This window comes from Kitasatospora sp. Root107, assembly GCF_001424875.1.
Taxonomy (GTDB): domain Bacteria; phylum Actinomycetota; class Actinomycetes; order Streptomycetales; family Streptomycetaceae; genus Kitasatospora.
In genome coordinates this window covers 109,126-135,359 of sequence record NZ_LMCT01000001.1, presented here as the reverse complement: position 1 = coordinate 135,359, position 26,234 = coordinate 109,126, and the positions used below count along the sequence as shown (strand labels likewise).

The window sequence follows — 26,234 nt, the reverse complement described above, 5'->3', positions numbered from 1 at the left end:
TCGACTCAACTTCACTGACTGGGGAGAGATCATGGCATCGACGTCCACACCGCTCACTCTGCCCGTGCTGCCGCTCGACGACGAGGTGGTCCTGCCCGGCATGGTGGTCCCGCTGGACCTGTCGGACACCGAGGTGCGAGCCGCCGTCGAGGCGGCCAGGTCCGGTGTCGGCGGCGGGGCCAAGCCCCAGGTCCTGCTGGTGCCGAGGCTGGACGGCTCGTACGCCGCCGTCGGCACGCTGGCCACCGTCGAACAGGTCGGCCGGCTGGCCGACGGCGACCCGGCCGCGCTGGTCCGGGCGGTCCGCCGGGTGCGGATCGGCGCCGGGACGACCGGCCCCGGCGCGGCGCTCTGGGTGGAGACCAGCCCGTTCCGGGAGTCCGACCCCGGGCTGCCGGTGGCCGGGCGGGCCGCCGAGCTGGTGAAGGAGTACAAGGCGCTCTCCACCCAGTGGCTGCGCAAGCGCGGCGCCTGGCAGATCGTCGACCGGGTGGCCCAGATCGAGGGCGTCGGCGAGCTCGCCGACAACATCGGCTACGCCCCGTTCGCCACTGCCGAGCAGAAGCTCAAGGTGCTGCTGGAGGCCGACCAGCTGGCCCGGCTCGAGTACGCGCTCACCCTGCTCCGCGACCACCTGGCCGAGGAGGAGGTCAACGACACCATCCGCAAGGACGTCGAGGAGGGCGTGGCCAAGCAGCAGAAGGAGTTCCTGCTGCGCCGTCAGCTGGACGCCGTCCGCAAGGAGCTGGCCGAGCTGAACGGCGACCCGGCCGACGAGGAGGGCGACTACCGGGCCCGGGTCGAGGCGGCCGAGCTGCCCGAGAAGGTCCGCGAGGCGGCGCTCAAGGAGGTCGACAAGCTGGAGCGGTCCTCCGACCAGTCGCCCGAGGGTTCCTGGATCCGCACCTGGCTGGACACCGTGCTCGAACTGCCGTGGAACGAGCGGACCGAGGACGCGTACGACATCGCGGGCGCGCGGGCGGTGCTGGACGCCGACCATGCCGGTCTGAGCGACGTGAAGGACCGGATCGTCGAGTACCTGGCGGTCCGGAAGCGGCGGGCCGACCAGGGCTTGGGGTCGGTGGGCGGCCGTCGTGGCGGTGCGGTGCTGGCGCTGGTCGGCCCGCCCGGGGTGGGCAAGACCTCGCTCGGCGAGTCGGTGGCGCGGGCGATGGGGCGCGAGTTCGTCCGGGTGGCGCTCGGCGGCGTGCGGGACGAGGCCGAGATCCGTGGGCACCGGCGCACGTACGTCGGGGCGCTCCCGGGGCGGATCGTCCGGGCGATCAAGGAAGCCGGTTCGATGAACCCGGTGGTGCTGCTGGACGAGATCGACAAGGTCGGCTCCGACTACCGGGGCGACCCGGCGGCCGCCCTGCTCGAGGTGCTCGACCCGGCGCAGAACCACACCTTCCGGGACCACTACCTGGAGGTCGAACTCGACCTCTCCGACGTGGTCTTCCTCGCCACGGCGAACGTGCTGGAGTCCATCCCCGAGCCGTTGCTCGACCGGATGGAGCTGGTCCGGCTGGACGGTTACACCGAGGACGAGAAGGTCGTCATCGCCCGGGACCACCTGCTGCCGCGTCAGCTGGAGCGGGCCGGGCTGACGGTGGGTGAGGTGTCGGTCGAGGAGAGCGCGCTGCGGCTGCTCGCGGGGGAGTACACCCGGGAGGCCGGCGTCCGGAACCTGGAGCGGTCGATCGCCCGGGTGCTGCGGAAGGTAGCGGCGCAGAGCGAACTCGGGGAGCGCGAGCTGCCCGCCGCGATCGGTCCGGACGAGCTGCGCGCGCTGATCGGGCGCCCGCACCACACCCCCGAGTCGGCCCAGGAGCCCGGCGAGCGCCGCACCGCGGTGCCCGGCGTGGCGACGGGGCTGGCCGTGACCGGTGCCGGCGGGGACGTGCTCTACATCGAGGCCTCGCTGGCGGACGCGGAGACCGGTTCCACCGGGCTGACGCTGACCGGGCAGCTGGGTGACGTGATGAAGGAGTCGGCGCACATCGCGCTCTCCTACCTGCGGTCGCGCGGCGCGGAGTTGGAGCTGCCGGTGACCGGGCTGCGGGAGCGCGGCATCCACCTGCACGTCCCGGCCGGGGCCGTGCCCAAGGACGGGCCGAGCGCGGGCATCACCATGACCACCGCACTGGCCTCGCTGCTCTCCGGCCGGAAGGTGCGGACGGATGTCGCGATGACGGGTGAGGTGTCGCTGACCGGGCGGGTGCTGCCGATCGGTGGCGTGAAGCAGAAGCTGCTCGCGGCCGACCGGGCCGGGGTCACCACGGTGATCATCCCCAAGCGCAACGAACCCGACCTGGACGATGTGCCGGCGGAGGTGCTGGCGCGGCTCACGGTGCACCCGGTGGCGGATGTCCGGGAGGTGCTGCGGCTGGCGTTGGAGCCGGCGGAGGTGCTGGTGGCTGCGTAGGCGCACCCATAGGGGCTCGGGGAACGGCGACGAGATCTGGCGTGCGGGTCACTGCGAAAGTGCCTGACCATGCACGTGGGTGAGACCTTGTACGAGGTCGGCGTCGCAGTTCCCCGAGCCCCTGGTGGTGCAGCCTGGGGCAGCTGCCTTCCGTACCGTGAGACGGTGGTTGTGTGACGGGCTGTCAGGGCGGGAGCATGGGGTCATGACCCGTCACGCACACCTGAGCCGTCGACTTGATGTCGACCTGGCCCGTGCGTGTTCGGCGATCTGTTGCCGCGCCTGTTGAGCGCGGTGCCTCCTGCCCGGGTGTTTGCCGGGCTGTTTCTCGTCCTGCCGGGCGGAGTGCACCTCTGTGTCCACACTCCTCCGACGGGACTCCCATGCGCCTGCGCACTCGCGCTGCCGTGCTCTCCACGGCTGCCCTCCTGCTGACCGCCCTGACCCCGGCGCATGCCGCCGACTCGTACGCCCCGCTGCCGCCCGCCAACCCGTTCGCGGGCCCGGTCGGTACGGCCACCATGCACGGGGACACCGGTTCGTCCGACGCGACCCCGCTGCCGGGGCCGGGTGTGGGCAGCATCCGTTCGCACCGGACGGCGTTGGCCTCCGCCTGCCCGACCGTGCTGGTCGGGGCCGACGGCTATCCGGTCGCGCTCTGCACGGAGATCTTCGGGCTGGCCCCGACCGTGCATCTGCTCGATCCGGCGACCGGTGAATCGGTGGCCGAACTGACCCTGGCCAAGGGCTCGTTGCTCGGCGGGGTGTACGCCTACCTGGACCACCGGGACCGGCTGGTCGCGGTGGACGGCAACCGGGAGCTGCTGCGGATCGGGCACCGGCGTACCGCCGCCGGCGGCTGGGAGCTGTACGTCGACTCCCGGCTGCCGCTCGCGGGGGCGGTCCCGGACGGGGACGCCGTCACGGGGCTGTCGCCCGACTGGCAGGGCCGGGTCTGGTTCGCCACCGGTGCCGGGGTGGTCGGCACCGCCGACGACCGGACCGGCGTGGTCCGGACGCTCGCGCTGCCGGCCGGTGAGCGGGTGGCCAACTCGATCTCCACCGCCCCGGCGGGGACGGCCGTCGCCACCACGCACGCCACCTACCTGCTGACCGCCGGAGCGGACGGCACACCGCAGGTGAGCTGGCGTCAGCCGTACGACCGGGGCCCGGGCCGGAAGCCGGGGCAGCTGAGCTGGGGGACCGGCTCGACCCCCACCTTCTTCGGGCCCGGCACCGGCACCGACTACCTGACGGTGGTGGACAACGCCGCGCCCACGGTGAACCTGCTGGTCTACCGGACCGGCAGCGGGGAGCGGGTCTGCTCGGTGCCGGTGCTCAGGGCGGGCGGCAGCGGCAGCGAGAACTCGCCGGTGGCGGTCGGCAACGCGGTCTTCGTGGCCAGTACCTACGGCTACCCGTACCCGAAGCTGCCGGAGGACGCGGGGCCGAGCGTGCCCTCCTCGGACAGCTACCGGGGCGGGCTGAGTCGGGTGGACGTCAGGGCGGACGGGTCGGGCTGCGACCTGAAGTGGGACAACCGGACCAGGTCGGCCGCGGTGCCGAGGCTGTCCACCGCGGACGGGTTGCTCCGGACGGTGCTGCGCAACCCGGTGATCCCGGGCACCGACAGCACCTCGGCGGTGGACCCGTACTCGTACGCCGAGATCGACCCGGCCACCGGACGGACGGTGCGGACGGCCTATCTCGGGGCCGGCTTCATCTTCGACACGCTGCAGATGGTGGGCAGCATCGCGTCCGGCCGGGTGGTGCTGCAGGGCACCACGACGGGCGTGCTGCGGATCACGGCGGGCTAGGGTCTGTCGGGCGTCGAATCAGAAATACCCGTGCGAAACTGCCGAAATGCCGTCACCTACTCAACGGGTGCTGTCCCGAGTCCCGCATCGGCTTCGGCCGTTCCTGGTCCGGCACCGCAGGCCGGTGAAGTTCCTGCTGGTGGGCGGGACGTGTTTCCTGCTCACGACGGTCCTCAACTTCGGGTTGCGGCACACCGTCTTCGCGGCGAAGCCGGTGGTCGCGCTGACCGTCGCGACCGTGCTGGCGACGGCGGTCTCGTACGTGCTGAACCGGCAGTGGTCGTTCCGGGCGCACGGGCGGCAGCGTGAGGCGGTGCTGTACCTGGTGGTCAGCGGGCTGGCCGTGCTGGTGAACGATGCGCCGCTGGTGGTCTCCCGCTACCTGCTGGACCTGCGGGAGCCGCATGTCACCGCGTTCGCCGAGGAGGCCGCCGACTTCTTCAGCGGGATGATCGTCGGGACGTTCCTGGCGATGCTCTTCCGGTACTGGGCGATGAACCGGTGGGTCTTCACCCACCGGGCCGACCCGGCACGCACGCTCGCCGCACGGCCGCCGTGACACCAGCGGCTCCGCCGCGGGGCCCAAGTAGCTCCGCTACGAGGGCGCCCCGGCCGCACGCCGATCGCACGCACCGAACGACCCGGCCTGATCCGACGCGAATGGTCAGACAGACCCCATCAGGTGGTCCAGCGCGAGCTGGTCGAGCAGCTCGAAGCCCATGCCCCGGCGGCCCGCCGCCGCCGGGTCGAAGTCCTCGAAGGCGGCCCGGTCGGCGAGCAGTCCGGCCAGGCCGTCCTCGGCGGTCGGCCGGGCCAGCTGGTCCAGCCGGGATGCGGTCAGGGCGGCCCGGACGGCGGGGTCGGCCCGGAAGGCCAGGGCCTTCTGCTTGAGCGCGAGGTAGTTGCGCATGCAGGCGGCGGCCGAGACCCAGACGCCGTCGAAGTCCTCGGTGCGCGGCGGCTTGAAGTCGAAGTGCCGGGGGCCGTCGTAGCCCGCGCTCTCCAGCAGGTCCACCAGCCAGAACGCCTGGCGCAGGTCGCCCGCGCCGAAGCGGAGGTCCTGGTCGTACTTGATGCCGGACTGGCCGTTCAGGTCGATGTGGAAGAGCTTGCCGTGCCACAGCGCCTGGGCGATGCCGTGGGGGAAGTTGAGCCCGGCCATCTGCTCGTGGCCGACCTCGGGGTTGAGGCCGACGAGGTCCGCGTACTGCAGTTCGTTGATGAAGGCCAGCGCATGGCCGATGGTGGGCAGCAGGATGTCGCCGCGCGGCTCGTTCGGCTTGGGCTCGATCGCGAACCGAATGTCGTACCCCTGCTCGGTGACGTACTCGCCGAGCAGGTCGAACGCCTCCTTCAGTCGGTCCAGCGCGACCCGGACGTCCTTGGCGGCGCCGTGCTCGGAGCCCTCGCGGCCGCCCCAGGCGACATAGGTGGTGGCGCCGAGCTCGGCCGCGAGGTCGATGTTGCGGAGGGTCTTGCGCAGCGCGTACCGGCGCACGTCGCGGTCGTTGGCGGTGAAGGCGCCGTCCTTGAAGACCGGGTGCGAGAACAGGTTGGTGGTGGCCATCGGGACCTTCAGCCCGGTGGCGTCCAGCGCCTGCCGGAACCGCTTCACCGCCGTGTCCCGCTCGCCCTCGGCCGCGCCGAACGGGATCAGGTCGTCGTCGTGGAAGGTCACGCCGTACGCGCCCAGTTCGGCCAGGCGGTGGACGGTCTCCACCGGGTCCAGGGCCGGGCGGGTGGCGTCGCCGAACGGGTCGCGGCCCTGCCAGCCGACGGTCCACAGTCCGAAGGTGAACTTGTCCGAGGGGGTGGGGGTCAGAGTGCTCAAGGCGGCCTCTCCTCTATTCGTCATGGCAGAAAACAAACTAGTATCCGGGCGCGCCGCCGGGAAGAGGTGGCGGAGGACGAAGAAGGGCGGGCGGCATGGCGGCACGGCAGATCGTGATCGGAATCGACAGCTCCACCCAGGCGACCAAGGCGCTGGCCGTGGATGTCGGGACCGGTGAGGTGCTGGGCGAGGGCCGGGCCCCGCACACCGTCCGGGGCACCGGCGGCGCCCGGGAGAGCGATCCGGAGCAGTGGTGGCAGGCCCTGTGCGCGGCGGTGGCCGCAACCGGCCAGGCGGACCGGGCCGACGCCGTCTCGGTGGCGGGGCAGCAGCACGGGCTGGTCGCTCTCGACGGTGCGGGCTCCGCCGTGCATCCCGCGCTGCTCTGGAACGACACCCGGTCGGCGCCCGAAGTGGCCGCACTGGTCCGGGAGTTGGGGCGGGAGGAGTGGGCCCGGCGGGTCGGCAGTGTGCCCGGTGCCTCCTTCACCGTTGCGAAGTGGGCCTGGCTGCACGGGCGGGGGCTGGCCTCCCGGGTCGCGGCGGTGCGGCTGCCGCACGAGTACCTCACGGAACGGCTCACGGGGCAGGCTGTGTCGGAGCCTTCGGACGCCTCGGGGACGGGGTGGTGGGGGCCGTCAGGGTACGACGCCGAGATCCTCGAACTTGTCGGGCTGCCGGTTGAGTTCCTGCCGCCGGCCGCACTGTTCAGGGAGGCGGGGAAGGGCGCGGAGATCTCGAAGTCCCTGGCGGGGGTGCGGCCGGGCACGTTGGTAGCGGTGGGGGCCGGGGACAATGCCGCCGCTGCGCTCGGGCTCGGGCTGATGCCCGGTCAGCCGGTGGTCTCGCTCGGGACCTCCGGGACCGCCTATGCGCTCACCCGGGGCCGCCCCGCCGACCCGACCGGCGTGGTCGCGGGGTTCGCGGCGGCGGACGGCACCCACTGGCTGCCGCTCGCCTGCACGCTCAACTGCACCCTGGCCGTGGACCGCCTGGCCACCCTGCTCGGCCGGGACCGGGAGGCCGTCGAACCCGGCGGCAGCGCCGTCGTCCTGCCGTTCCTGGACGGTGAGCGCACGCCCGATCTCCCGTACGCCTCCGGCCTGTTGCACGGTCTGCGCCACGACACCACCGCCGGCCAACTGCTCCAGGCCGGGTACGACGGCGCCGCGTACGCCCTGCTGGCCGCACTCGACCAGGTCCTGGCGGCCGGGGCCGAACCGCCCTCCGACGCGCCCCTGTTGCTGATCGGCGGTGGCGCGCGGGGCCGGGCCTGGCAGCAGACCGTCCGCCGCCTCTCCGGCCGGCCGGTCCAACTCCCCGCCACCACCGAGCTGGTGGCGCTCGGCGCCGCCGCCCAGGCCGCCGCCCTGCTGACCGGCGAGGAGCCGGCCGCCGTCGCCCGCCGCTGGCGGACTTCGGCCGGCCCGGTGCTCGACCCCGTCCCGCGGGACCAGGCCACGCTCGACCGGATCGGTGCGACCCTGGCGGCCGCCGGGGGGTTGCTCGGGGCGTGAGCGCCCGGGCCGTTACGCTGCCGGGACTGGCGCGGGGCCAGCACGAACAGGAGGTGAGCCGGTGCGGGCCGGACCGGCGAGTCAGCAGGGGATGCGGTGGGCCAACCTGGCCCTGGTGCTCGGGGAGATCGCGGCCGGGCCGTGCTCCCGTGCGGCGGTGGCCGGTGCCACCGGGCTGACCAGGGCGGCGGTCTCCTCGTTGGTCGAGGAGCTGTTGGCAGCCGGGCTGCTGGCCGAGGCCGGGCCGACCGCGCCGAACGGCCGGGTCGGGCGGCCCGGCAGCGAGCTGACGCTCAGTCCGGACGGGCCGGCCGGGATCGGTGGCGAGATCGGAGTCGAGCACCTGGCCGCGTGCGTGGTCGATCTCCGTGGCGAGGTGCGGAGTTGGCACCGGCTGGAGATCGGCAACCGGGGCCGTACCCCGGCCGCCGTGCTGGCCGACCTGGCCGAACTGCTCCGCCGGGCCGCCGCCGAGGCCGGACTGCGGCCCGCCGGACTCACGCTGGCGGTGCCCGGCCTGGTCGGTGCGGCGAGCGGGGTGATCGCGGGCGCGGCCAACCTGGGGTGGAGCGATGTGTCCGCCGCTGCCGAACTGCGCTCCGCACTCCGGGCGGCCGGGGCCGCCGAGCTGGCGGCCCTGCCGATCGGGGTCGACAACGAGGCCAACCTGGGCGGCCTGGCCGAACTCTGGCTGGCGGGCCGTCCCGACGACTTCTGCCACCTCTCGGCCGAGGCCGGGATCGGCTCGGCGATCGTGATCGGCGGTCAACTGCTGCGCGGCGCCCGGGGCTTCGCGGGCGAACTGGGCCACCTGACCGTCTGGCCGGACGGCCCGCCCTGCGCCTGCGGCTCCCGGGGCTGCCTGGAGCAGTACGCCGGTGAGACCGCTGTCCTGCGGGCGGCCGGTCTGGAGGGCATCCGGGGCGACTGGGTCGCCCTGCTCGCCGAACGGGCGGCCGCCGGGGATCCGAAGGTGCTGGCCGCCCTGGCGGGCGCCGGATCGGCGCTCGGCATCGCGGCGGCGGGGGCGGTGAACCTGCTCGACCCGCAGGCCGTGGTGCTCGGTGGGGGCTACGCCGAGCTGGGCGACTGGCTGCTCCCCAGCATGCGAGCCGAACTCACCGCCCGGGTCACCGTCCGCCCCTGGAACGAGAGTTGGCTCTCCGTCTCCCCACTCGGCCGCCGGGGCCCGCTGCTCGGTGCCGCAGTCGGCGTGGTCCGCCGCATCATCGCCGACCCGGGTGCGTACGCGGGCTCTTGACGCGACGCAAGGTTGCACCACCAGGGGCTCGGGGAACTGCGACGCCGACCTCGAAAAAGGTGATCCGTACGTAGGCGGCCAGGCACTTTCGCAGGTGACCCCGGCGCCAGATCTCCTCGCAGTTCCCCGAGCCCCTGGGTAGTAGACGGCTGAGCGCCTGCCAAAGGTCAAGCCTTCACGTGCTCGCGCCCGTAGCGGGGCCGTCGGATCACCGCTGCCATGGTGACGCCGACGCCGATGACCGCCCAGACGGCCAGTACGAGCAGCGGGACCAGGATGTTTGTTGCCCCGAAGTACGCGATGGAGCGGGCCACTTCGGTGCCGGCCCCGTTCGGGATCCAGGAGCCGATCGCGCGCCAGAACGCGGGCATCATCGGCGGCGGGAACACCCCACCCGCACTCGGATTGCCGAGCACCACGAAGATCAGCACCGCCAGCCCGATCCCGACCACGTCGAAGAGGCACTGCAGTGCCATGGTGATCGCCCCGACCGCGAACACCACCAGACTGCCGAGTGCGATCAGCCCCCAGCTGGAACCGGGCAGCGCGCCCAGGACGGGACCGATGATGATCGCGCCGCCGATCCCCGCCGCGACGGAGTAGAGCGCCAGCGCGCCGAGCCGGATCACGGCGCGGCTCGGGTTGGCGGGCCGGGAGCCGGCGCTGATGCCGAGGATGGAGGCGACCAGGTAGCCGCCGACGCACCAGCCGACCACCAGGTAGAAGGAGGACAGGCCCTCCGCGTCGCCCTTGGCGAGCGGTACGACGTCCTCGACCACGACCGTCCGACCCTGGCTCCGGTCGACGGCGGTGACGATGGTCTCAGCGGCCGTCGCGGCGGCCGGGCCACGGGCGTCGGCGACCAGCAGGGTGTCCTGGGTGCCCGTCGGGTCGAACAGCCAGGCGGCGTAGATCTTCTGGTCCTTGATCCTGGCGACGGCGTCCTCGCGGTCGGTCGCGGTGGTGGCGCGGACCGCGTCGTCCGGTACGGACTCCAGGGCGCCGACCAGCTTGGGGCTCACCTGGGGTGGGGCGACCACGGCGATCGACAGCTCGTGCGGGGTCGGGTGGTGCAGGGCGCCCACGTACGAGGTGATGAATCCGAGCTGCAGCAGCAGCACCGCGATCACCAACAGGGCGGCGCGCGGGGTGACCGCGTCCTTGAGTTCCGCGAGGAATCCCTGGCGGCCCGGGTCGGCCATCGAAGCTCTCCTTAGAACACAAACAAGGGCAAAACGGATACTTCATATCATGAAACAGTTGTCGATCACCGAAGGCTCGGCTGCGGGATACTGGCGCCATGACTGAGCGGGCAGCTGACCACCGGACCGCCGAGCAGGCGTTGATCGCCGTGGAGCGCGAGGTCTCGGTGCTGTTCCGGCGCGGGCGGGCCCGGGCGGCCGAGATGTCCCGGCAGGTGCACCCGGCGCTGGAGGGTGTGGCCTACAGCATGCTGGGCTTCATCCAGGAGCGCGGGCAGGTCCGGCTGACCGACATCGGCCTGCACTTCGGGGTGGGCAAGGCCACCATCAGCCGGCAGGTGAAGGTGCTGGAGGAGCTGGAGCTGGTCACCCGGGAGACCGATCCGCTGGACCGGCGCTCCTCGCTGGTCTCGCTCACCCCGGACGGCGAGGCCCGCTACCTGGCCGCCCGGAGCGGCCGGCTGGGCCGGTTTCGGGACATGCTGGGCGGCTGGGACAGTGCCGATGTGGCCCAACTTGCCGATCTTCTCCAGCGGTTCAACGACGCGATCGGTGAGCCCAAGCCGAGCTGAGGCCTCGCCCTGATTGTTGCCTATGTCAACCATCTCGTCTTATGGTTGCTGAAGGCAACAAAAATCCAGGCCGAAGGACCCGCATGACCACAACTTCAGACCCCGCCCCGATGACCCACCGTCAGGTCCTCGAAGCCCTCTCCGGGCTGCTGCTCGGCCTCTTCGTGGCGGTGCTCTCCTCGACCGTCGTCGCCAACGCGCTGCCGCACATCCTGACCGACCTGCACGGCGGCCAGACCGCGTACACCTGGGTGGTCACCGCCGCGCTGCTCTCGCTCACCGCGGCCACCCCGATCTGGGGCAAGCTCTCGGACCTGGTCAGCAAGAAGCTGCTGGTGCAGATCGCCCTGGTGATCTACATCGTCTCCTCCGCGCTGGCCGGGCTCTCCCAGAACACCGGCCAGCTGATCGCCTGCCGGGTGCTCCAGGGCATCGGGGCGGGCGGCGTCACCGCGCTCGCGCAGATCTGCCTGGCCGCGATGGTGCCGCCACGCGAACGCGGCCGGTACAGCGGCTACTTCGGGGCGGTCTTCGCGCTGGCCACCATCGGCGGGCCGCTGATCGGCGGGGTGGTGGTGGACACCAGTTGGCTCGGCTGGCGGTGGTGTTTCTACCTCGGCATCCCGTTCTCGCTGGTCGCCATCGTGGTGCTGCAGCGGACCCTGCGGCTGCCAGTGGTGCGCCGCAAGGTGGAGATCGACTACCTCGGCGCGGTGCTGATCACCGCCTCGGTCAGCCTGCTGATGATCTGGATCTCACTGGCCGGCGACAGCTACCCGTGGCTCTCCTGGCAGACCGCGGTGATGGTCGGCGGCGGGCTCGCGCTGGCCGTGCTCTTCGTGCTCGCCGAGCGCCGGGCGGCCGAACCGATCGTCCCGCTCGACCTGTTCCGCCACCGCACCGTGACGCTGGCCGCGATCGCCAGCGTGCTGGTCGGCGTCGGGATGTACGGCGCGACCACCTTCCTCAGCCAGTACTTCCAGCTGGCCCGGCGGGAGTCGCCGACCATGGCCGGGCTGCTCACCCTGCCGATGATCATCGGCCTGGCGGTCTCCTCCACCGTCGCGGGCCGGCTGATCACCCGGTACGGCCGCTGGAAGGCGTACCTGGTGGCCGGTACGGGCCTGCTCGCGGTCGGCTTCACCCTGCTCGGCACGGTCAGGGACGACACCCCGTACGGGCTGCTGGCGGTGGCCATGGCGGTCACCGGCGTCGGCCTCGGGCTGACCATGCAGAACCTGGTGCTGGCCGTGCAGAACACCGTGCCCCGGCACGAACTCGGCACCGCCAGCTCGACGGTGACCTTCTTCCGCACGATGGGCGGGGCGATGGGCGTCTCCGCGCTCGGCGCGCTGCTCTCGCACCAGGTCACCCGGCACCTGACGGACAGTCTGGCCGCCGCCCACCTGCCGACCGCCGCAGCTGGTGGGGGCATCCCGGACCTGAAGACGCTGCCCGCCCAGGTGGTCCCGATGGTCACCGACGCCTTCGGCCACGGCGTCGCCACGGTCTTCCTGATCGCCGCGCCGCTCGCGCTGCTGGCCTTCCTGGTGGTGCTGCTGATCCGCGAGGTGCCGTTGCGCACCACCCAGGACGACGCTCAGGCCGAGCAGCCGCGCGAACTCGCGCTGGACTGAGAGCAGAGACGCCGCTGCCCTCCCCGTTGGCGGACGGGGAGGGCAGCGGTATGTCCGGGTGGGTGCTAGCCGGCGATCAGGAAGAGGCCGTAGCCGACCACCGAGGCGCAGGCGGCGAAACAGACCGAGGCCCCGGCGAGCGCGAGGTTGGCGGTACCCGATCCGGTGGTGCCGGTCGCGGCGGCCTCCTGGGCGGCCTCGCGGCGCGACAGGGCCAGGATGCCGAGCGCGAAGACGGCGACGGTGGCGACGGTGACCACGAAGCTGACGCCGGCGGTCTCGGCCAGCGCGGCCCACTTGATGCTCATGCTCATGAGAGGAAGCCTTCCGGGATCAGGCCGCGACCGTGGTCGTGGCGGGGGTGGGGATCGGGGCCTGCGGGACCTCGACCGGGGTGACGTCGGTGTCGTTGACGTTGTCGGCGTGCACCGGCTGGCGGCGGGACAGCATCCACATCGCGCCGGAACCGATCACCAGCGCGGCGCCGACCAGCACCACGCCCCAGGTGCCCTGGTCCGCGACGAAGGCGGCCAGACCGGCCACGGTGGCGGCGGCGGGCAGCGTCAGGCCCCAGGTGTAGAGCATCCGGCGGGCCATGCTCCAGTGCACCTTGGCCTTCGGGCCGCCGAGGCCGGCGCCCATGATGCCGCCCGAGCAGACCTGGGTGGTCGACAGGCCGTAGCCCATGTGCGAGGAGGTGAGGATCACGGTGGCGGCCGCGGCCTCGGAGGAGAAGCCCTGCGGGGGCTGGATGTCGGTGAGGCCCTTGCCCATCGAGCGGATGATCCGCCAGCCGCCCATGTAGGTGCCGATCGCGATCGCCGCACCGGCGCTGACGATGACCCAGGTGGGGGGCAGCGCGCCCTTGGGCAGGGCGCCGACCGAGACCAGGGTCAGAGTGATGATGCCCATCGTCTTCTGGGCGTCGTTGGTGCCGTGGGCGAGCGAGATCAGGGAGGCCGAGAAGATCTGGCCGGTCTTGAACCCCTTGTTGGTGGTGGTCTCGCGGCCGCCGCGGGTGATCCGGTACGCCAGCTTGGTGGCGCCCCAGGCGGCCAGGCCGGCCACGATCGGGGAGGCGACGGCCGGGATGAGGATCTTGGAGACGACGACGCCGAAGTTCACGCCGTTCAGGCCGACGCCGACGATGGTGGCGCCGATCAGGCCGCCGTACAGCGCGTGGGAGGAGCTGGAGGGCAGACCCCTCAGCCAGGTCAGCAGGTTCCACAGGATCGCGCCGACCAGGGCGGCGAAGATGATCGAGGGCTGGAGGCCGACCTTCTCGTTGACGATGCCGCCGGAGATCGTGGTGGCGACCTTCACGGAGAGGAAGGCACCGGCGAAGTTGAGGACCGCAGCGATGGTGACCGCGACCTTCGGGCGGAGGGCTCCCGTGGCGATGGAGGTGGCCATCGCGTTGGCGGTGTCGTGGAAGCCGTTGGTGAAGTCGAAGGCGAGCGCCGTGATGATCACAACGGCCACCAGGAACGTGATGTGTTCCATAACCCAAACAATCGTCGTAGTTGTCGGACTGACGCTGGTGTCATCGGCGACGGTAGGGAGGGTTGGTGAACGGAAGGTGAACTGGAGCGGGAGCTGTGGTTCCGAGAGTGTCGCCAAGGTTGCCGGTACGCTTCAGAATCATGGAGCGGGCGCCGCTGACCAGGCGATTTGATGGGTAAGGTCCGGTTTGGTGGTGGTTTGTTGAGAGCTGTCTCACATCCAACCTGAACCGGAGCTGAGAATTCATCAGGGTGCCCGGTAACCCTCTGTCTTGAGCCGGGGGGCGCGTGGCAGGATCGAGGACGAATTGCCAGGCCGAACGGCCTGGCAGGGGCCGGGGACTACGGGGAGGGGCGAGCTGATGCGCGCTGGGGTGCGGACGACGGAGAACGGCGTGCGGCCCTGGGTGCGAGCCGCCCTGCGCTGCGGGGCGGTGCTGGCGCTGGCCTCGCTCGCGTTCGGCACGGCGGGCACGGCGTTCGCCGCTCCCTCGCCGCCCGTCACGGTCGCCCCCGCGGCGGACCCGCTGGCCCAGGCCAAGGCCACTCTCGGCCCGATGCTGGACCGGCTGCACGAGCTGTACCGGGAGGCCGAGGCGGCCACCGAGCAGTACAACGGGACGGTCGCCAAGCTCGCCACCCAGCAGACCACCGTCACCGACCTGAAGGCCCGGCTGGAGCGTCAGCAGACCGCCGTGGACGCCGGCAGTGACCTGGCCTCCCAGCTGGCCGCCGCCCAGTACCGGAACGGCAACACGTCCGACCTCGCCGAGCTGCTGCTCACCGACTCTCCGTACGAAGCGGTGGTGGTGGCTGAGCTGCTGAACGCCGCGAGCCACTCGCAGAGCGAGTTCCTGGACCGGCTGAAGGGCGACCGGGCCACCCTGACGGTGCTTCAGCAGCTGGCCGAGGCGACCCTCGTACAGGCCCAGGCGCTGGCCGTCCAGCAGGAGGCCGCCAAGGCCGACGTGGCGCGGCGGCTGACCGAGGTCGAGCAGATGGTCAGCTCGCTCACCGGGGCCCAGCGCAGTGAGCTGGAGCAGCTGGAGAAGACCCGGGCGAACGAGGCGCAGCTGGCCTTCCTCGCCTCGGGTGCGCTGGGCAAGGGGGAGCGCACGCCCTCGCAGGCCGGGCGCAGGGCGGTCGCCTTCGCGCTGGCCCAGCTCGGCAAGGACTACCTCTGGGGCGGCACCGGGCCGGACAAGTTCGACTGCTCCGGGCTCACCTCGCAGGCCTGGCTGGCCGCCGGGGTGAACATCCCCCGGGTCAGCCAGGACCAGTGGTCCGAGCTGGCCAAGGTGCCGCTGAACCAGCTCCGCCCCGGCGACCTGGTGGTCTACTACGCCGGTGCGACCCACATCGCGATGTACATCGGCGGCGGCCTGGTGGTGCAGGCGCCGCGTACCGGTGCGGTGATCAAGGTCTCGCCGATCGGCGCGATGCCGATCCTCGGCGCGGTCCGGCCCGACCCGCAGTCGGTGTCGGACGAGCCGGGCGGCAGCTGGACGGTGCCCGAGCTGCCCAAGGGCGCGGACGCGGCGACGCCGATTCAGCCGGCCAAGCCGGAGAACCTGCCGACGCCGCCGGTCACCGCCCCGCCGACCACCCCGACCGCGCCGCCGGTCACCACCTCGCCCACCGGCACGCCGCCGGTCACCCCGTCGCCCACCGACACGCCGTCCGGTACGTCCTCCCCGAGCACGGGGACGGGGACGCCCTCGGGCTCCACCTCGCCGACCGGGACGCCGAGCGGTACGGAGTCGGCCTCCGCGTCCGCCTCCGTCTCCGCGTCGACGAACCCGAAGGACAACGAGGGCTCTCCGAGCACGACCGGATGACCGGGGCGCCCGGCGGGGCCGCAGCGGTCACGCCGGTGCGGCCCCGGCCTCTGGCTCGGTGGGCTTGATCAGCATCTCGGGGCGGCCGGTGACGATCAGCCAGGCCGGCAGGGCCGCGACACAGAGCAGCGGCAGCAGTGTCAGGTCGGGCACGATGACCGCGGCGGTGAACAGGCTGAGCCAGCCCTGCCGGGTGACCGCGAGCAGTACGCCCAGGATGGCGCAGGCCACCGCGAGCGCTGGTGGCACCGAGGGGATCAGCGTGCTGACCGCGAAGCCGAGCGCCGCCCCGGCGAAGACGGACGGGAAGATCCGGCCGCCCCGGAAGCCGGAGCCGGCCGCGATCACCACCGCGACCAGCTTCAGCACCGCCATCCCGAGCAGCTCCCAGAACCCGTAGCGCGTGTAGTCCAGGGCCAGGTCCTTGACCTGGTCCAGGCCCTTGAACAGGGTGAGCTCGCCACCGAGGGCACCCAGGGCGCCGAGCACCAGCCCGCCGACGGTGAGCATCGCGACCGGGTGCGGGATCTGCTGGAACGTCCGGTACACCAGGGGGAAGGCGTACACCGCCGCCAGGCCGATCAGGGCTCCGACGGCACCGACCAGCAGCGCCCACACCACGTCGACCACCCGGGCGCCCGGGAAGCCGGGCACCTTGACCACGAAGTCGTTGCCGACCAGCAGCAGTGTGGTCATCGAGCCGGTGACGGCGGCGGTCAGCGGGGCGAACAGCCGGTCCCAGAGCGCACCGGGCCCGGGCATCTCGGAGAGGATCAGCGCCGCCGCGAGCGGGGTGCCGAAGAGCGCGCCGATGGTGCCGGCGGCGGCCAGTGCGATCCAGAGCACCGGGCCGGCCGAGGGCATGAAACGCCGTCCGAGCCAGTACGCCAGTGCGATGTTGACCATCGTGATCGGATTCTCCGGCCCCAGGCTGACACCCCCGGCCAGCGCGAGGATGCTGGCCACGATCAGCCCGGGCAGCACGTACGGCGACACCGGCGGGCCGACCAGGTCGGTGGTGGCCGGGTCGGGCCCGGCGTGGCCGGGCGCCTGCCACACCGTGAGGCCGACGGCGGCGCCGGTGACGGTGAGGACCAGGATGATCCACCAGGGGTTGAATCCGTCGATGTCCAGGCCGTCCGGGATGATCTCCCAGAGCAGGTTCTCCAGTCGCCCGGCCACCGAGCTGATCGCGATCAGCGTGAGGCTGGCACCGAAGCCGGTGAGGATCGCCGGAGCGATCAGCGGAATCAGCCGGGCGGCCGGAGCGGGCGGTCCCTTGGTGAGGTCGCCCGGGGCCCCCGGGTCGGCACTGTCGGGCTGCGGGACGGTGTCGGCCATGGCGCGGGTTACCTCCGGCAGTGGGGGTGAGCTGATGTCAGATTAGGTGCGAATCAGACAAATCAGTCACTCGTGGGCCGGAGTGTCGGCCGACGGACCTGACGGTCAGTCGGTGCTGTCGGTGCTGTCGGGCTCGAACCGGATCAGCACCGCCTTGGAGGTCGGGGTGTTGCTGATCTCGGCGGTGGAGTCCAGCGGCACCAGCACGTTGGTCTCCGGGTAGTACGCGGCCGCCCCGCCCCGGGCCACCGGGTAGTGCACCACCTGGAAGTGCGGCGCCCGGCGTTCGCTGCCGTCCACCCACTCGCTGACCAGGTCGACGTAGCCGCCCTCGGTCAGGCCCAGTTCGGCGGCGTCGGCCGGGTTGACCATGACCACCCGGCGGCCGCCGGTGATGCCCCGGTAGCGGTCGTCCAGGCCGTAGATGGTGGTGTTGTACTGGTCGTGCGAGCGCAGCGTCTGGAGCAGCAGCCGCCCGGCGGGGACCTCCGGGGCGGTCAGCGGGTTGACCGTGAAGTTGGCCTTGCCGGTGCTGGTCGGGAAGGTCCGGCTGTCGCGCGGACCGTGCGGCAGGGCGAAGCCGCCGGGGCGGCGGACCTTGGCGTTGAAGTCCTCGAAGCCCGGCACCACCCGGGAGATCCGGTCGCGGACGGTGTCGTACGACTCGGCGAACTGCTCCCACGGCACGTCGTTCGCCTCGCCGAGGGCGGCCCGGGCCAGCCGGCAGACGATGGCCACCTCGGAGAGCAGCTGCTCGGACGGGGGCTGCAGGCCGCCGCGCGAGGAGTGCACGATGCCCATCGAGTCCTCGACGCTGACGAACTGGGCGCCGGCTGCGGTCCAGTCCCGGTCGGTCCGGCCCAAGGTGGGCAGGATCAGCGCCCGGGCGCCGGTGATCACGTGCGAGCGGTTCAGCTTGGTGGAGACGTGCACGGTCAGCGCGCAGCGGCGCATCGCGGCCTCGGTCACCTCGGTGTCCGGGGTGGCCGCGACGAAGTTGCCGCCCATCGCGAAGAAGACCTTCACCTTGCCGTCGCGCATCGCCCGGATGGTGTCGACCGAGTCCAGCCCGTGGTCACGCGGCGGCTCGAAGCCGAACTCCCTGCCCAGTGCCTCCAGGAAGGCCGGTGCGGGGCGCTCGAAGATGCCCATCGTGCGGTCGCCCTGCACGTTGCTGTGCCCGCGCACCGGGCAGACACCCGCGCCCGGGCGGCCGACGTTGCCGCGCAGCAGCAGGAAGTTGACCACCTCGCGGATGGTCGGCACCGAGTGCCTGTGCTGGGTCAGGCCCATCGCCCAACAGACGATCACCTTCTGCGAGGAGAGGGTGAGTTCGGCCAGCTGCTCGATCTGCTCCCACGGCAGGCCGGTGGCGGCGAGCACCTCCGCCCGGCTGGTGGCGGCCGCCTCGGCGGCGAACTCCTCGAAGCCCAGGCAGTGTTCGGCGACGAACTCGTGGTCGACGCCGTCCTTCGCGTTCAGGATCAGCTGGTTCAGCGCCCGGAACAGCGCGAGGTCGCCACCGAGCCTGATCTGCAGGAACAGGTCGGTCAGCTTGGTGCCGACCCCGGCCAGGCCACGGGCGTTCTGCGGGTTCTTGAACCGCTCGAGACCGGCCTCGGGCAGCGGGTTGACGCTGACGATCTTCGCGCCCGCCCGCTTGGCCCGCTCCAGCGCGGAGAGCATCCGGGGGTGGTTGGTGCCCGGGTTCTGTCCGGCCACGATGATCAGGTCGGCCTGGTACAGGTCCTTCAGGCTGACGCTGCCCTTGCCGACCCCGAGGGTCTCCACCAGCGCCGAGCCGGAGGACTCGTGGCACATGTTGGAGCAGTCCGGCAGGTTGTTGGTGCCGAGCTGACGGGCGAACAGCTGGTAGGCGAAGGCGGCCTCGTTGCTGGTCCGGCCCGAGGTGTAGAAGGCGGCGGCGTCGGGGGTGGGGAGCGCGGCCAGCTCCTCGGCGACGATCGCGAAGGCACGCTCCCAGGAGACCGGGGTGTAGTGCGTCGCGCCCGCTTCGAGCAGCATCGGCTCGGTGAGGCGGCCCTGCTGGCCCAGCCAGTACCCGGACCGCTCGGCGAGCTCGGCGACCGGGTGCTCGGCGAAGAACGCGGAGGTGATCCGCCGCTCGGTGGCCTCCTCGGCGACGGCCTTGGCGCCGTTCTCGCAGAATTCGGCGGTGTGCGTCTTCCCCGGCTCGGGCCAGGCGCAGCCGGGGCAGTCGAATCCGTCCGGCTGGTTCACCTTCAGCAGGGTGGCCAGCGCCCGCTTGGGGCTCATCTGGTCGTTCGCCATCCGCAGGCTGTGGGCCACGGCCGGGAGGCCGGCCGCCGCGTGCTGCGGCTCGGTGACCTTGGCCCGGTCCTGCGCCGGATCGCTCTGCGGCGCCTGCTTCGCCATGACAGCCCTACTTCCTTGTACGGGGTGTGGCCTCACCTTACGCAGGGGTCGGGGCTCGGCTCTGGCAGGGCGCAAGGTTGCACAGGTCTGCTCTGGCTGAGTCGTGTGAGCAGGCTGCGGGCCGCCGCGTCGTTCTGGCGGAAGCCGGGGGCGTTGGTGCGGGGGCGGGCGAAGGCTGTGTAGGCGCGGCCGTTGGTGTGCGGGCCGAGAGCGGTGCGGCGCGGGTGCGGGGCGTTGGCGAGGGTCGGGTCGAGGAGGCGGCCGTCGTCCAGGGACACGGTCAGCAGGCCGGACTCCTCCAGCAACTCGCCGTTGCGGGCGAGGCCGCGCAGGACGGGGTCCTCGGTGCGGGAGAGCACGTGCTTGGGCAGGTAGGCCTCGATCAGGGCGGTGGCGTGCACCCGGTGGCCAGGGGTGGTCGGGCTGGTGGCGACGAAGGTGCCGGTGCGCTCGTCCGGTTCGATCCGCAGGTCGGCGCCGAGGAAGCGGACGACCCCGGCCTCGGAGAGGGCGAGCAGTTGGCGCAGCCGGAAGCCGGGCGGCCCTGAGGCGAGGAAGCTGAAGAAGCCGAACCACCAGCCGTCGAGTTCGGTGGCGACCGAGCGGGCGGTGAGCCGGCCGGTGGCCATGATCCGGGGCAGCTGGCCGAAGAGCGAGAGCAGGGCGAGGAAGGCGCCGAGGTCGGCGCTGTGCGCCGGGTCGGCGCGGCGGTCGTGGTCCGCCCCGATGTGGTCGCGCAGGTGCTGCTGGAGCTGGTCGGGGGTGAGCCGGAGGCCGGTGAGCGGGTGGTCGAGGGCCTCGAAGTCGAGCCGGTCGGCCGGGTCGGGGACGGCCCGTGCCACCAGGGCGGCCAGCTCCGGTGCGTACCAGTCCAGCCGGTCGTAGTGGTCCAGGAACTCGGACCAGGGCAGGGACACCCGTTCGCGGTGCGCGTGGAACAGCTCGTGGTAGTGCCCGAAGCCGATCTCCTTGGCCATCAACGGCCAGAAGTCCCGGCGCAGTTCGAGCGGACCGGGGTCGGCCAGCACCCGGTCGACGGCGGCGGCATCGAAGTACCGGGGCAGTGGGGCGGGCGGCCCCTGCAGTCGGTAGCCGGTCTTGGAGTGGTACGGAACGCCTCGCCGGGACCCGACGTGGATCACCGGTTCGCGGCCGGACGGCTGGTAGGTCAGTCCGCCCGGGGTCGGTACGAACCGCCCGCCCCGGCCTTCGGTGAGCATCGCGACCAGGTCCACGAAGGCCAGCCCGAAGCCGCGCAGCACCAGCTGCTCGCCCGGGGCGACGCCGGAGAGGTCGACGTCCGAGGAGAACGCGGGGGGCAGGTGGAACCGGCCGTGCCGGGCGGCGAAGCCGGCCAGTTCGCGTTGGCAGGGGTCGGGGGAGGAGCCGAGGTGACCGAGGGTCAGTACCACCTGGTCGGCGATCAGGACGCCGTCGGAGAGCTGGACCAGCTGTGCCCCGTCCGGCGAGCCGCTGACCGAGCGGGCGGTGTCCCGGTGCACGGTGACCGTGACGTGCGCCGGCAGGTCGGCGACCGCGCGGCGGAACACCCAGTCCAGGTAGGCGCTCTGGGCCCGGCGGGTGGGGAAGTCGGTCGGGGCGAGAGAGGCCAGCTCGGCCTGTACGGCGGGGTCGGCGACCGGCCGGTACGGGGCGAACTCCTCGGGGTGGGTGGCCCATTCGGCGAGCGAGGGGCCGGGGCGGACCGGTCCCTCGATGGTGGCGGAGGCGTCGGTGAACATCGTCACGTCCTCCGCCATCGAGTTCATCCGCAGCAGCGGGGACTGGTCGTACCGCCAGATCCGGCCGCCGCCCGGCGGGTGGGGGTCGACCAGGTGGATCTCCAACGGCCGGTCGGATGGCAGCAGTTCGGCCGCATTGGCGGCGATCCGCTCCAGCAGTCCGGTGCCGCGCGGCCCGGCTCCGACGATCGCCAGGGTGCTCAACCCGCCACCGCCGTACGGGAGAGGAGGCCCCGGGCGCGCTGCAGCGGGGTGGGCGGCAGCGGGCCCCGGGTGGCACCCCTGGCGTAGTACCGCTCCAGGTAGTACTGGCCGACCGAGAGCACGCTGGTCACCGCGATGTACCAGACGGTGGCGACCAGCAGCAGCGGGATCACCTGATAGGTCTGGTTGTAGATCAACTGGGCCGAGTACAGCAGGTCCTGGACGGCCAGCACGCTGACGATGCTGGTGCCCTTGAGGGTGCCGATCAGCATGTTCCCCGCCGTCGGCACGATCGAGCGCATCGCCTGCGGCACCACGATCCGGCGCAGCACCCGGGCCCGGCCGAGGCCGAGCGACTGGGCCGCCTCCAGCTGGCCCTGGTCCACCGAGAGGATGCCGCCGCGGACCACCTCGGCGGCGTACGCGGCCTCGTGCAGGGTGAGGCCGATCACGGCGGTCAGAGTCGGGCCGAACAGGTCGACCGTCCGGACGGTCAGGAACTCCGGGCCGAACGGGAGGCCCAGGCCGAGGGTCGGGTAGAGCGCGCCGATGTTGAACCAGAACAGCAGCTGGACCAGCAGCGGGGTGGACCGGAAGATCCAGACGAAACCCCAACTGATGCTCCGCAGCACCGGGTTGTCGGAGAGCCTGCAGACCGCGAAAACGGTGCCGAGGGCGAAGCCGAGCACCATCACGGCGGCGGTCAGCCAGAGCGTGAGCAGCAGGCCCTGCACGATCGCGGTGGTGGTGAAGTACTGCGCGACCACGTCCCACTCGAAGGCCCGGTTGCGCAGGACGGAGTTGAGCACCATCGCCAGGGCCAGCAGGGCGAGCACCGAGGCGATCACCCGGCCGGGCCGACGGCGGGCCACGATCGGTGCCTCGTCGGTCTGTGGGGGTGCGGGGGCGGACAGGACAGTGGCCATTGGCCGGCTCCAGACGTGGCTGGGCCGTCACGGCGGGCGGCGCCCCTCAACGCGCCCTGACCCGATCGTAGGCGTGAACGAACAGCACCTGTCAAGAGCGGTCCGTTCCTACTGATAACAGAACATGAAGGAATCCCGGAGAGGTTGACGCCCCGTGAGATCCGCTGTTCAACTTCCTCCATGGACCCCGAGCAGCAGCGCCTGGTGACGCGCGGCCACATCGACTTCGGTCGAGTGTGGTCGGCGGCGTGTTGCGCCTGACCCGGTAGTCGCGGCCGGCCGACCGGCCCCCCGTCCTGCTCTCGTTCCCCCTTCGCGCCGTCACGCGCCCAGCGCCCCTCGCGCTTCTCTCGTACTCCCTCACCCCGCCGCACCCTCCGCGCCCCGCCGCTCCGTCGGCCTGCCCCGGCGCCGCCACCCCTTGCTTTCCGCACGACCGAAAGGCCCTTCGCCATGCCCGTCGAATTCCTCGGCATCGCCGCCACCGGTGACGGTTCGGAGACCACGCCCCGGAGCACCGCCGCCTTCGACCGCGACTACACCCTGCGGCTGGCCCGCGCCCACGAGGAGCACGGCTGGGACCGGGTGCTGTTCGCCTACGGCTCCGGCTCGCCCGACCCGGCGCCCGCCGCCGCGTTCCTGGCGAGCAGGCTGGACACCCTGCAGATCCTGCTGGCCCACCGGCCGAACGTCTCCTACCCGACCTTCGCCGCCAAGACCTTCGCCACCCTGGACCAGATCAGCGACGGCCGGCTGACCGTGCACTTCATCACCGGCGGCAGCGACCAGGAGCAGGGCAGGGAGGGCGACTTCCTGACCAAGGACCAGCGCTACGCCCGCACCCGGGAGTACATCGCGCTGGTGAAGAAGATCTGGACCACCCGGGAGCGGTTCGACCACGAGGGCGAGTACTACCGCTTCCAGGACTTCGTCTCGGACGTCTTCCCGGTCCAGCAGCCGCGCCCGGACGTCTCGTTCGGCGGCTCCTCGCCCGCCGCCTACGCGGCGGGCGGCGCCGAGGCGGACATCTACTGCCTCTGGGGCGAGCCGCTGGCCCGGACCGCCGAGCAGATCGAGCGGGTCCGGCAGGCGGCCAGGGACGCCGGGCGGACCGACACCCCGCGGATCCAGGTGGCGTTCCGGCCGATCATCGCGGCCACCGAGGAGCTGGCCTGGGAGAAGGCGCACCGCACCGTGGACCTGATCAAGTCCCGTACGGCGGCAGGCTCGTTGCTGCCCCGGGCGAAGGGCGCGGACGGCGGCTGGGCGCCCGAGAACACCGGCTCGCAGCGGCTGCTGGAGATCGCCGCCGCCGGGGAGCGCTACGACCGCGCGCTGTGGACCCCGACCGCCGCCGCGACCGGCGGCGCGGGCAACTCCAACGCGCTGGTCGGTACGCCGGAGACGGTGGCCCAGGCACTGCTGGACTACTACGACCTCGGCGTCGACATCCTCTCCGCCCGGGGCTACCACCTGCTGGACGACGCCATCGACTTCGGCCGCTACGTGATCCCGATCGTCCGCGAGGAGGTCGCCAAGCGGGACGCCGCCAAGGCGGCCGCCCGGGAGCGGGACCGGCACCAGCTGATCGCGCTGCAGGCATGAGCTCGCTGCTGGAGGTCCGTCGGGTCACCCTGGCCGACCCGCTGACGGAGCCGCTGGTGCGGGAGCTCACCCACGAGTACGTCACCCGCTACGGCCCGGGCGGCCACCAGGAGATGAGCCGGTTCCCGGACAGCGAGTTCGAGGCTCCGGACGGTGCGCTGCTGCTCCTGCTGGCGGACGGCGAGCCGGTGGCGGGCGGCGCGTACCGCAGGTACGACGGGCGGACCGCCGAGCTCAAGCGGATGTGGACGCACTCGGCACACCGCCGGCGCGGCCTGGCCCGCCGGGTGCTGGCCGAGCTGGAGCTCGCCGCCGAGGCGGCCGGCTACCGGCGGATCTTCCTCACCACGGGTCCGCGCCAGCCCGAGGCCAAGGGGCTCTACCTGGCCACCGGTTACACCCCGCTGTTCGACCTCGACCGTGACCCGGCGGTCTTCGCCCCGCTCCCGTTCGAGAAGCACCTCCCGTTCCTGCACCTCCCCCGAAAGGCCCCGACCCCGTGAGACGCGCATCCGTCACGCTGACCGCCACCGCCCTGCTGGTGCTCACCGCCTGCGGCTCCGGCGCGGGCAAGTCGCCGGCCCCGGCCGGGAGTTCCGCACTGGCGGCGGCGGCCAAGGACGTCGTCTCGACGGTCGCCAAGGTGGACCGGGTGGCCGCACTGCTGCCCGAGGAGACCCGGAAGGCCGGTGCGTTGAAGCTCGGCGGCTCCTCCGGCACCCCGCCGAGCGCCTTCTACCCGGACCCGGCGGTGAAGAGGGCGGCCGGGATCGACGTGGACTTCACCGACGCGGTGGCCAAGGTGCTCGGCCTCACCATCGAGCGCGAGGAGGCCGCCTTCGAGACCATCCTGCCCGCACTCGGCAGCGGCAAGTACGACCTCGGCACCGGCAACTTCGGGGTCACCACCGCCCGGTTGAAGACCATCGACTTCGTCACCTACATCAACGACGGCCAGGGCTTCGCGGTGAAGCAGGACAACACCGCCCAGCAGCCGGTCAAGGAGATCGCCCAGCTCTGTGGCCTGACCATCGGCACCGGGGTCGGCACCACCTTCGAGACCACCCTGAACTCGAAGAAGAGCGTCTGCACCGACGCCGGGAAGAAGCCGTACGAGGTGCGGGCCTTCTCGGACACAGGGGCCACCCTGACCAGCCTTCAGCAGGGCAAGGTCGATCTGGTGATGTCCACCATCAACGGCCTGCGGTACCAGGAGTCGCAGCCGGCCTCCGGCACCCGCTTCCTGAGCGAGTTCCGCCGGCTGGACGTGGGCTTCGCGTTCAAGAAGGGCTCGCCGCTCACCCCGGCCTTCCAGGCGGCGGTCAACCAGCTGATCCAGGACGGTACCTATCGGAAGATCCTGGAGAAGTGGGGCACCACCGGGTCGGCCCTGACCACGTCCGAGATCAGTCCGCCCGAGCGTCCGTGAGGTCCGTCATGAGCACCGTCGCCACCGAGAGACCCGTGGCCGCCGCCGGGGCGGACGACCTGGCCGCCCTGCCGGTGGTCCCGGCCCGGCACCCCTGGCGCTGGCTGGCCGGAGCGGCCGCCGTCGTCGTGGTGGCCCAGTTCCTGCACGGGCTGGCCACCAACCCGGGCTGGGACTGGCCCACCTTCCGGGCCTTCCTGACCACCGAGACGATCCTGCGTTCGGTCGGGGTCACCCTCCAACTCACCCTGTACGGAACCGTGCTGGGATTCGCCGTGGGCGCGGTGGTGGCCTTCCTGCGGCTGTCCAGGAGCCCGATCCTGCAGACCATCGCCTGGGTCTACGTCTGGGCCTTCCGGTCGATCCCACTGATCGTCCAGCTGGTCTTCTGGTTCAACCTCTCCTATCTCTACAAGCGCTTCGGGATCGGGATCCCGTTCGGTCCGACGGTGCTGAGTTTCGAGACCATGGACCTGCTCGGGGCGCTCGGCGCCGCCGTGCTCGGGCTGGCGCTGCACCAGGCCGCGTACGCCGCCGAGATCATCCGGGCCGGGGTGATCTCGGTGGACGCCGGCCAGCTGGAGGCGGCCGCCGCACTCGGCATCCCCCGGCTGCGGCAGATCCGCCGGATCGTGCTGCCGCAGGCGATGCGCTCGATCCTGCCGAACGCGGGCAACGAGGTGATCTCGCTGTTCAAGGGCTCCTCGATCGTCTACGTGATGGCGATCGGCGAACTCTTCTACCAGGTCCAGGTGATCTACGGCCGGACCGGCCGGGTGGTGCCGCTGCTGATGGTGGCCACCGTCTGGTACGTGGTGCTCACCACGCTGCTCTCGTTCGGCCAGTACTACCTGGAGCGGTACTTCGCCCGCGGCTCGCAGCGCACCCCGCCGCCGACCCCGCTGCAACGGGCCCGCGGCCTGGTCCGGCAGATCCAGGCCACCCGACTCACCGCGCCCACAGGAGGCACCAGTTGACCGGCACGACG

Annotated in this window: 20 protein-coding genes; 12 read left to right on the top strand and 8 right to left on the bottom strand. The window is 72.1% G+C overall.

Annotation, left to right across the window (positions count from 1 at the left end):
- Positions 1 to 31 precede the first annotated feature (31 nt).
- The 3 genes from lon (at position 32) to ASC99_RS00565 (ending at position 4,801) form a co-directional block, all read left to right on the top strand.
- Positions 32 to 2,425, top strand: coding sequence for an endopeptidase La (gene lon / locus ASC99_RS00575; protein WP_057226960.1), 2,394 nt, complete (start codon positions 32 to 34; stop codon positions 2,423 to 2,425).
- Positions 2,426 to 2,808: 383 nt separating this feature from the next.
- Positions 2,809 to 4,242 carry a hypothetical protein gene (locus ASC99_RS00570; protein WP_057226957.1) on the top strand — a complete coding sequence of 478 codons (1,434 nt, stop codon included), beginning with the start codon at positions 2,809 to 2,811 and terminating at the stop codon, positions 4,240 to 4,242.
- 46 nt (positions 4,243 to 4,288) lie between these two features.
- A complete protein-coding gene (locus tag ASC99_RS00565; RefSeq protein ID WP_057226955.1) occupies positions 4,289 to 4,801 on the top strand; it encodes a GtrA family protein in 513 nt (170 codons plus the stop codon).
- Between the two features lie 105 nt (positions 4,802 to 4,906).
- Here the strand turns inward: ASC99_RS00565 and xylA are convergent, their stop codons facing one another.
- Positions 4,907 to 6,064 (bottom strand): xylose isomerase, encoded by a 1,158-nt coding sequence (xylA, locus tag ASC99_RS00560; RefSeq protein WP_235502777.1) that lies wholly within the window; start codon positions 6,062 to 6,064, stop codon positions 4,907 to 4,909.
- Positions 6,065 to 6,168: 104 nt separating this feature from the next.
- Between xylA and xylB the strand changes: the two genes are divergently transcribed.
- Both xylB and ASC99_RS00550 read left to right on the top strand, forming a co-directional pair.
- Positions 6,169 to 7,590, top strand: a complete 1,422-nt coding sequence (gene xylB, locus ASC99_RS00555) for a xylulokinase (protein WP_057226952.1) — start codon at positions 6,169 to 6,171, stop codon at positions 7,588 to 7,590.
- Between the two features lie 91 nt (positions 7,591 to 7,681).
- Entirely contained in the window at positions 7,682 to 8,851 is a 1,170-nt protein-coding gene (locus ASC99_RS00550; protein ID WP_082598045.1) for an ROK family protein, read from the top strand.
- Positions 8,852 to 9,018: 167 nt separating this feature from the next.
- Here ASC99_RS00550 and ASC99_RS00545 read toward each other — a convergent pair whose 3' ends face one another.
- A complete protein-coding gene (locus ASC99_RS00545) occupies positions 9,019 to 10,053 on the bottom strand; it encodes a hypothetical protein (RefSeq protein ID WP_057226949.1) in 1,035 nt (344 codons plus the stop codon).
- Positions 10,054 to 10,151: 98 nt separating this feature from the next.
- Here ASC99_RS00545 and ASC99_RS00540 point away from each other — a divergent pair, with 98 nt between their 5' ends.
- Both ASC99_RS00540 and ASC99_RS00535 read left to right on the top strand, forming a co-directional pair.
- On the top strand, positions 10,152 to 10,625 hold the full coding sequence (locus ASC99_RS00540; protein ID WP_057226947.1) for a MarR family winged helix-turn-helix transcriptional regulator: 474 nt from the start codon (positions 10,152 to 10,154) through the stop codon (positions 10,623 to 10,625).
- Positions 10,626 to 10,708: 83 nt separating this feature from the next.
- Positions 10,709 to 12,262, top strand: coding sequence for an MDR family MFS transporter (locus ASC99_RS00535; protein WP_235502755.1), 1,554 nt, complete (start codon positions 10,709 to 10,711; stop codon positions 12,260 to 12,262).
- A gap of 65 nt (positions 12,263 to 12,327) precedes the next feature.
- On the opposite strand, the gene ASC99_RS00530 is transcribed toward ASC99_RS00535, so the two are convergent.
- Both ASC99_RS00530 and ASC99_RS00525 read right to left on the bottom strand, forming a co-directional pair.
- A complete protein-coding gene (locus tag ASC99_RS00530) occupies positions 12,328 to 12,576 on the bottom strand; it encodes a hypothetical protein (protein WP_369824294.1) in 249 nt (82 codons plus the stop codon).
- A gap of 19 nt (positions 12,577 to 12,595) precedes the next feature.
- Positions 12,596 to 13,765: an inorganic phosphate transporter gene (locus tag ASC99_RS00525; protein ID WP_082597972.1), complete on the bottom strand. Its 1,170-nt coding sequence runs from the start codon at positions 13,763 to 13,765 to the stop codon at positions 12,596 to 12,598.
- Between the two features lie 361 nt (positions 13,766 to 14,126).
- Between ASC99_RS00525 and ASC99_RS00520 the strand changes: the two genes are divergently transcribed.
- On the top strand, positions 14,127 to 15,602 hold the full coding sequence (locus ASC99_RS00520) for a C40 family peptidase (RefSeq protein WP_235502756.1): 1,476 nt from the start codon (positions 14,127 to 14,129) through the stop codon (positions 15,600 to 15,602).
- A 27-nt stretch (positions 15,603 to 15,629) separates the two neighbouring features.
- On the opposite strand, the gene ASC99_RS00515 is transcribed toward ASC99_RS00520, so the two are convergent.
- The 4 genes from ASC99_RS00515 to ASC99_RS00500 all read right to left on the bottom strand — a co-directional run bounded on the left by ASC99_RS00515 (position 15,630) and on the right by ASC99_RS00500 (position 22,212).
- Complete coding sequence (locus ASC99_RS00515) at positions 15,630 to 16,943, bottom strand: ion channel protein (protein ID WP_082597971.1); 1,314 nt, start codon at positions 16,941 to 16,943, stop codon at positions 15,630 to 15,632.
- 105 nt (positions 16,944 to 17,048) lie between these two features.
- Positions 17,049 to 19,340 (bottom strand): FdhF/YdeP family oxidoreductase, encoded by a 2,292-nt coding sequence (locus tag ASC99_RS00510; RefSeq protein ID WP_057226942.1) that lies wholly within the window; start codon positions 19,338 to 19,340, stop codon positions 17,049 to 17,051.
- A gap of 32 nt (positions 19,341 to 19,372) precedes the next feature.
- Positions 19,373 to 21,286, bottom strand: coding sequence for an FAD/NAD(P)-binding domain-containing protein (locus tag ASC99_RS00505; protein WP_057226940.1), 1,914 nt, complete (start codon positions 21,284 to 21,286; stop codon positions 19,373 to 19,375).
- Positions 21,283 to 22,212 carry an amino acid ABC transporter permease gene (locus tag ASC99_RS00500; protein WP_057226938.1) on the bottom strand — a complete coding sequence of 310 codons (930 nt, stop codon included), beginning with the start codon at positions 22,210 to 22,212 and terminating at the stop codon, positions 21,283 to 21,285. The genes ASC99_RS00505 and ASC99_RS00500 overlap by 4 nt, the downstream gene beginning before the upstream one ends.
- A 453-nt stretch (positions 22,213 to 22,665) precedes the next feature.
- On the opposite strand from ASC99_RS00500, the gene ASC99_RS00495 reads away from it, so the two are divergent.
- From ASC99_RS00495 to ASC99_RS00480, 4 genes are read left to right on the top strand one after another with little or no spacing between them, the layout of a single operon-like run.
- The gene (locus ASC99_RS00495; RefSeq protein ID WP_057226936.1) at positions 22,666 to 23,817 is read left to right on the top strand and encodes an LLM class flavin-dependent oxidoreductase; all 1,152 of its coding nucleotides are present in this window, start codon (positions 22,666 to 22,668) and stop codon (positions 23,815 to 23,817) included.
- Entirely contained in the window at positions 23,814 to 24,320 is a 507-nt protein-coding gene (locus tag ASC99_RS00490) for a GNAT family N-acetyltransferase (protein ID WP_057226934.1), read from the top strand. The genes ASC99_RS00495 and ASC99_RS00490 overlap by 4 nt, the downstream gene beginning before the upstream one ends.
- Positions 24,317 to 25,246, top strand: coding sequence for an ABC transporter substrate-binding protein (locus tag ASC99_RS00485; RefSeq protein WP_057226932.1), 930 nt, complete (start codon positions 24,317 to 24,319; stop codon positions 25,244 to 25,246). The genes ASC99_RS00490 and ASC99_RS00485 overlap by 4 nt, the downstream gene beginning before the upstream one ends.
- 8 nt (positions 25,247 to 25,254) lie before the next feature.
- The gene (locus ASC99_RS00480; protein WP_057226930.1) at positions 25,255 to 26,223 is read left to right on the top strand and encodes an amino acid ABC transporter permease; all 969 of its coding nucleotides are present in this window, start codon (positions 25,255 to 25,257) and stop codon (positions 26,221 to 26,223) included.
- Positions 26,224 to 26,234: the final 11 nt, after the last annotated feature.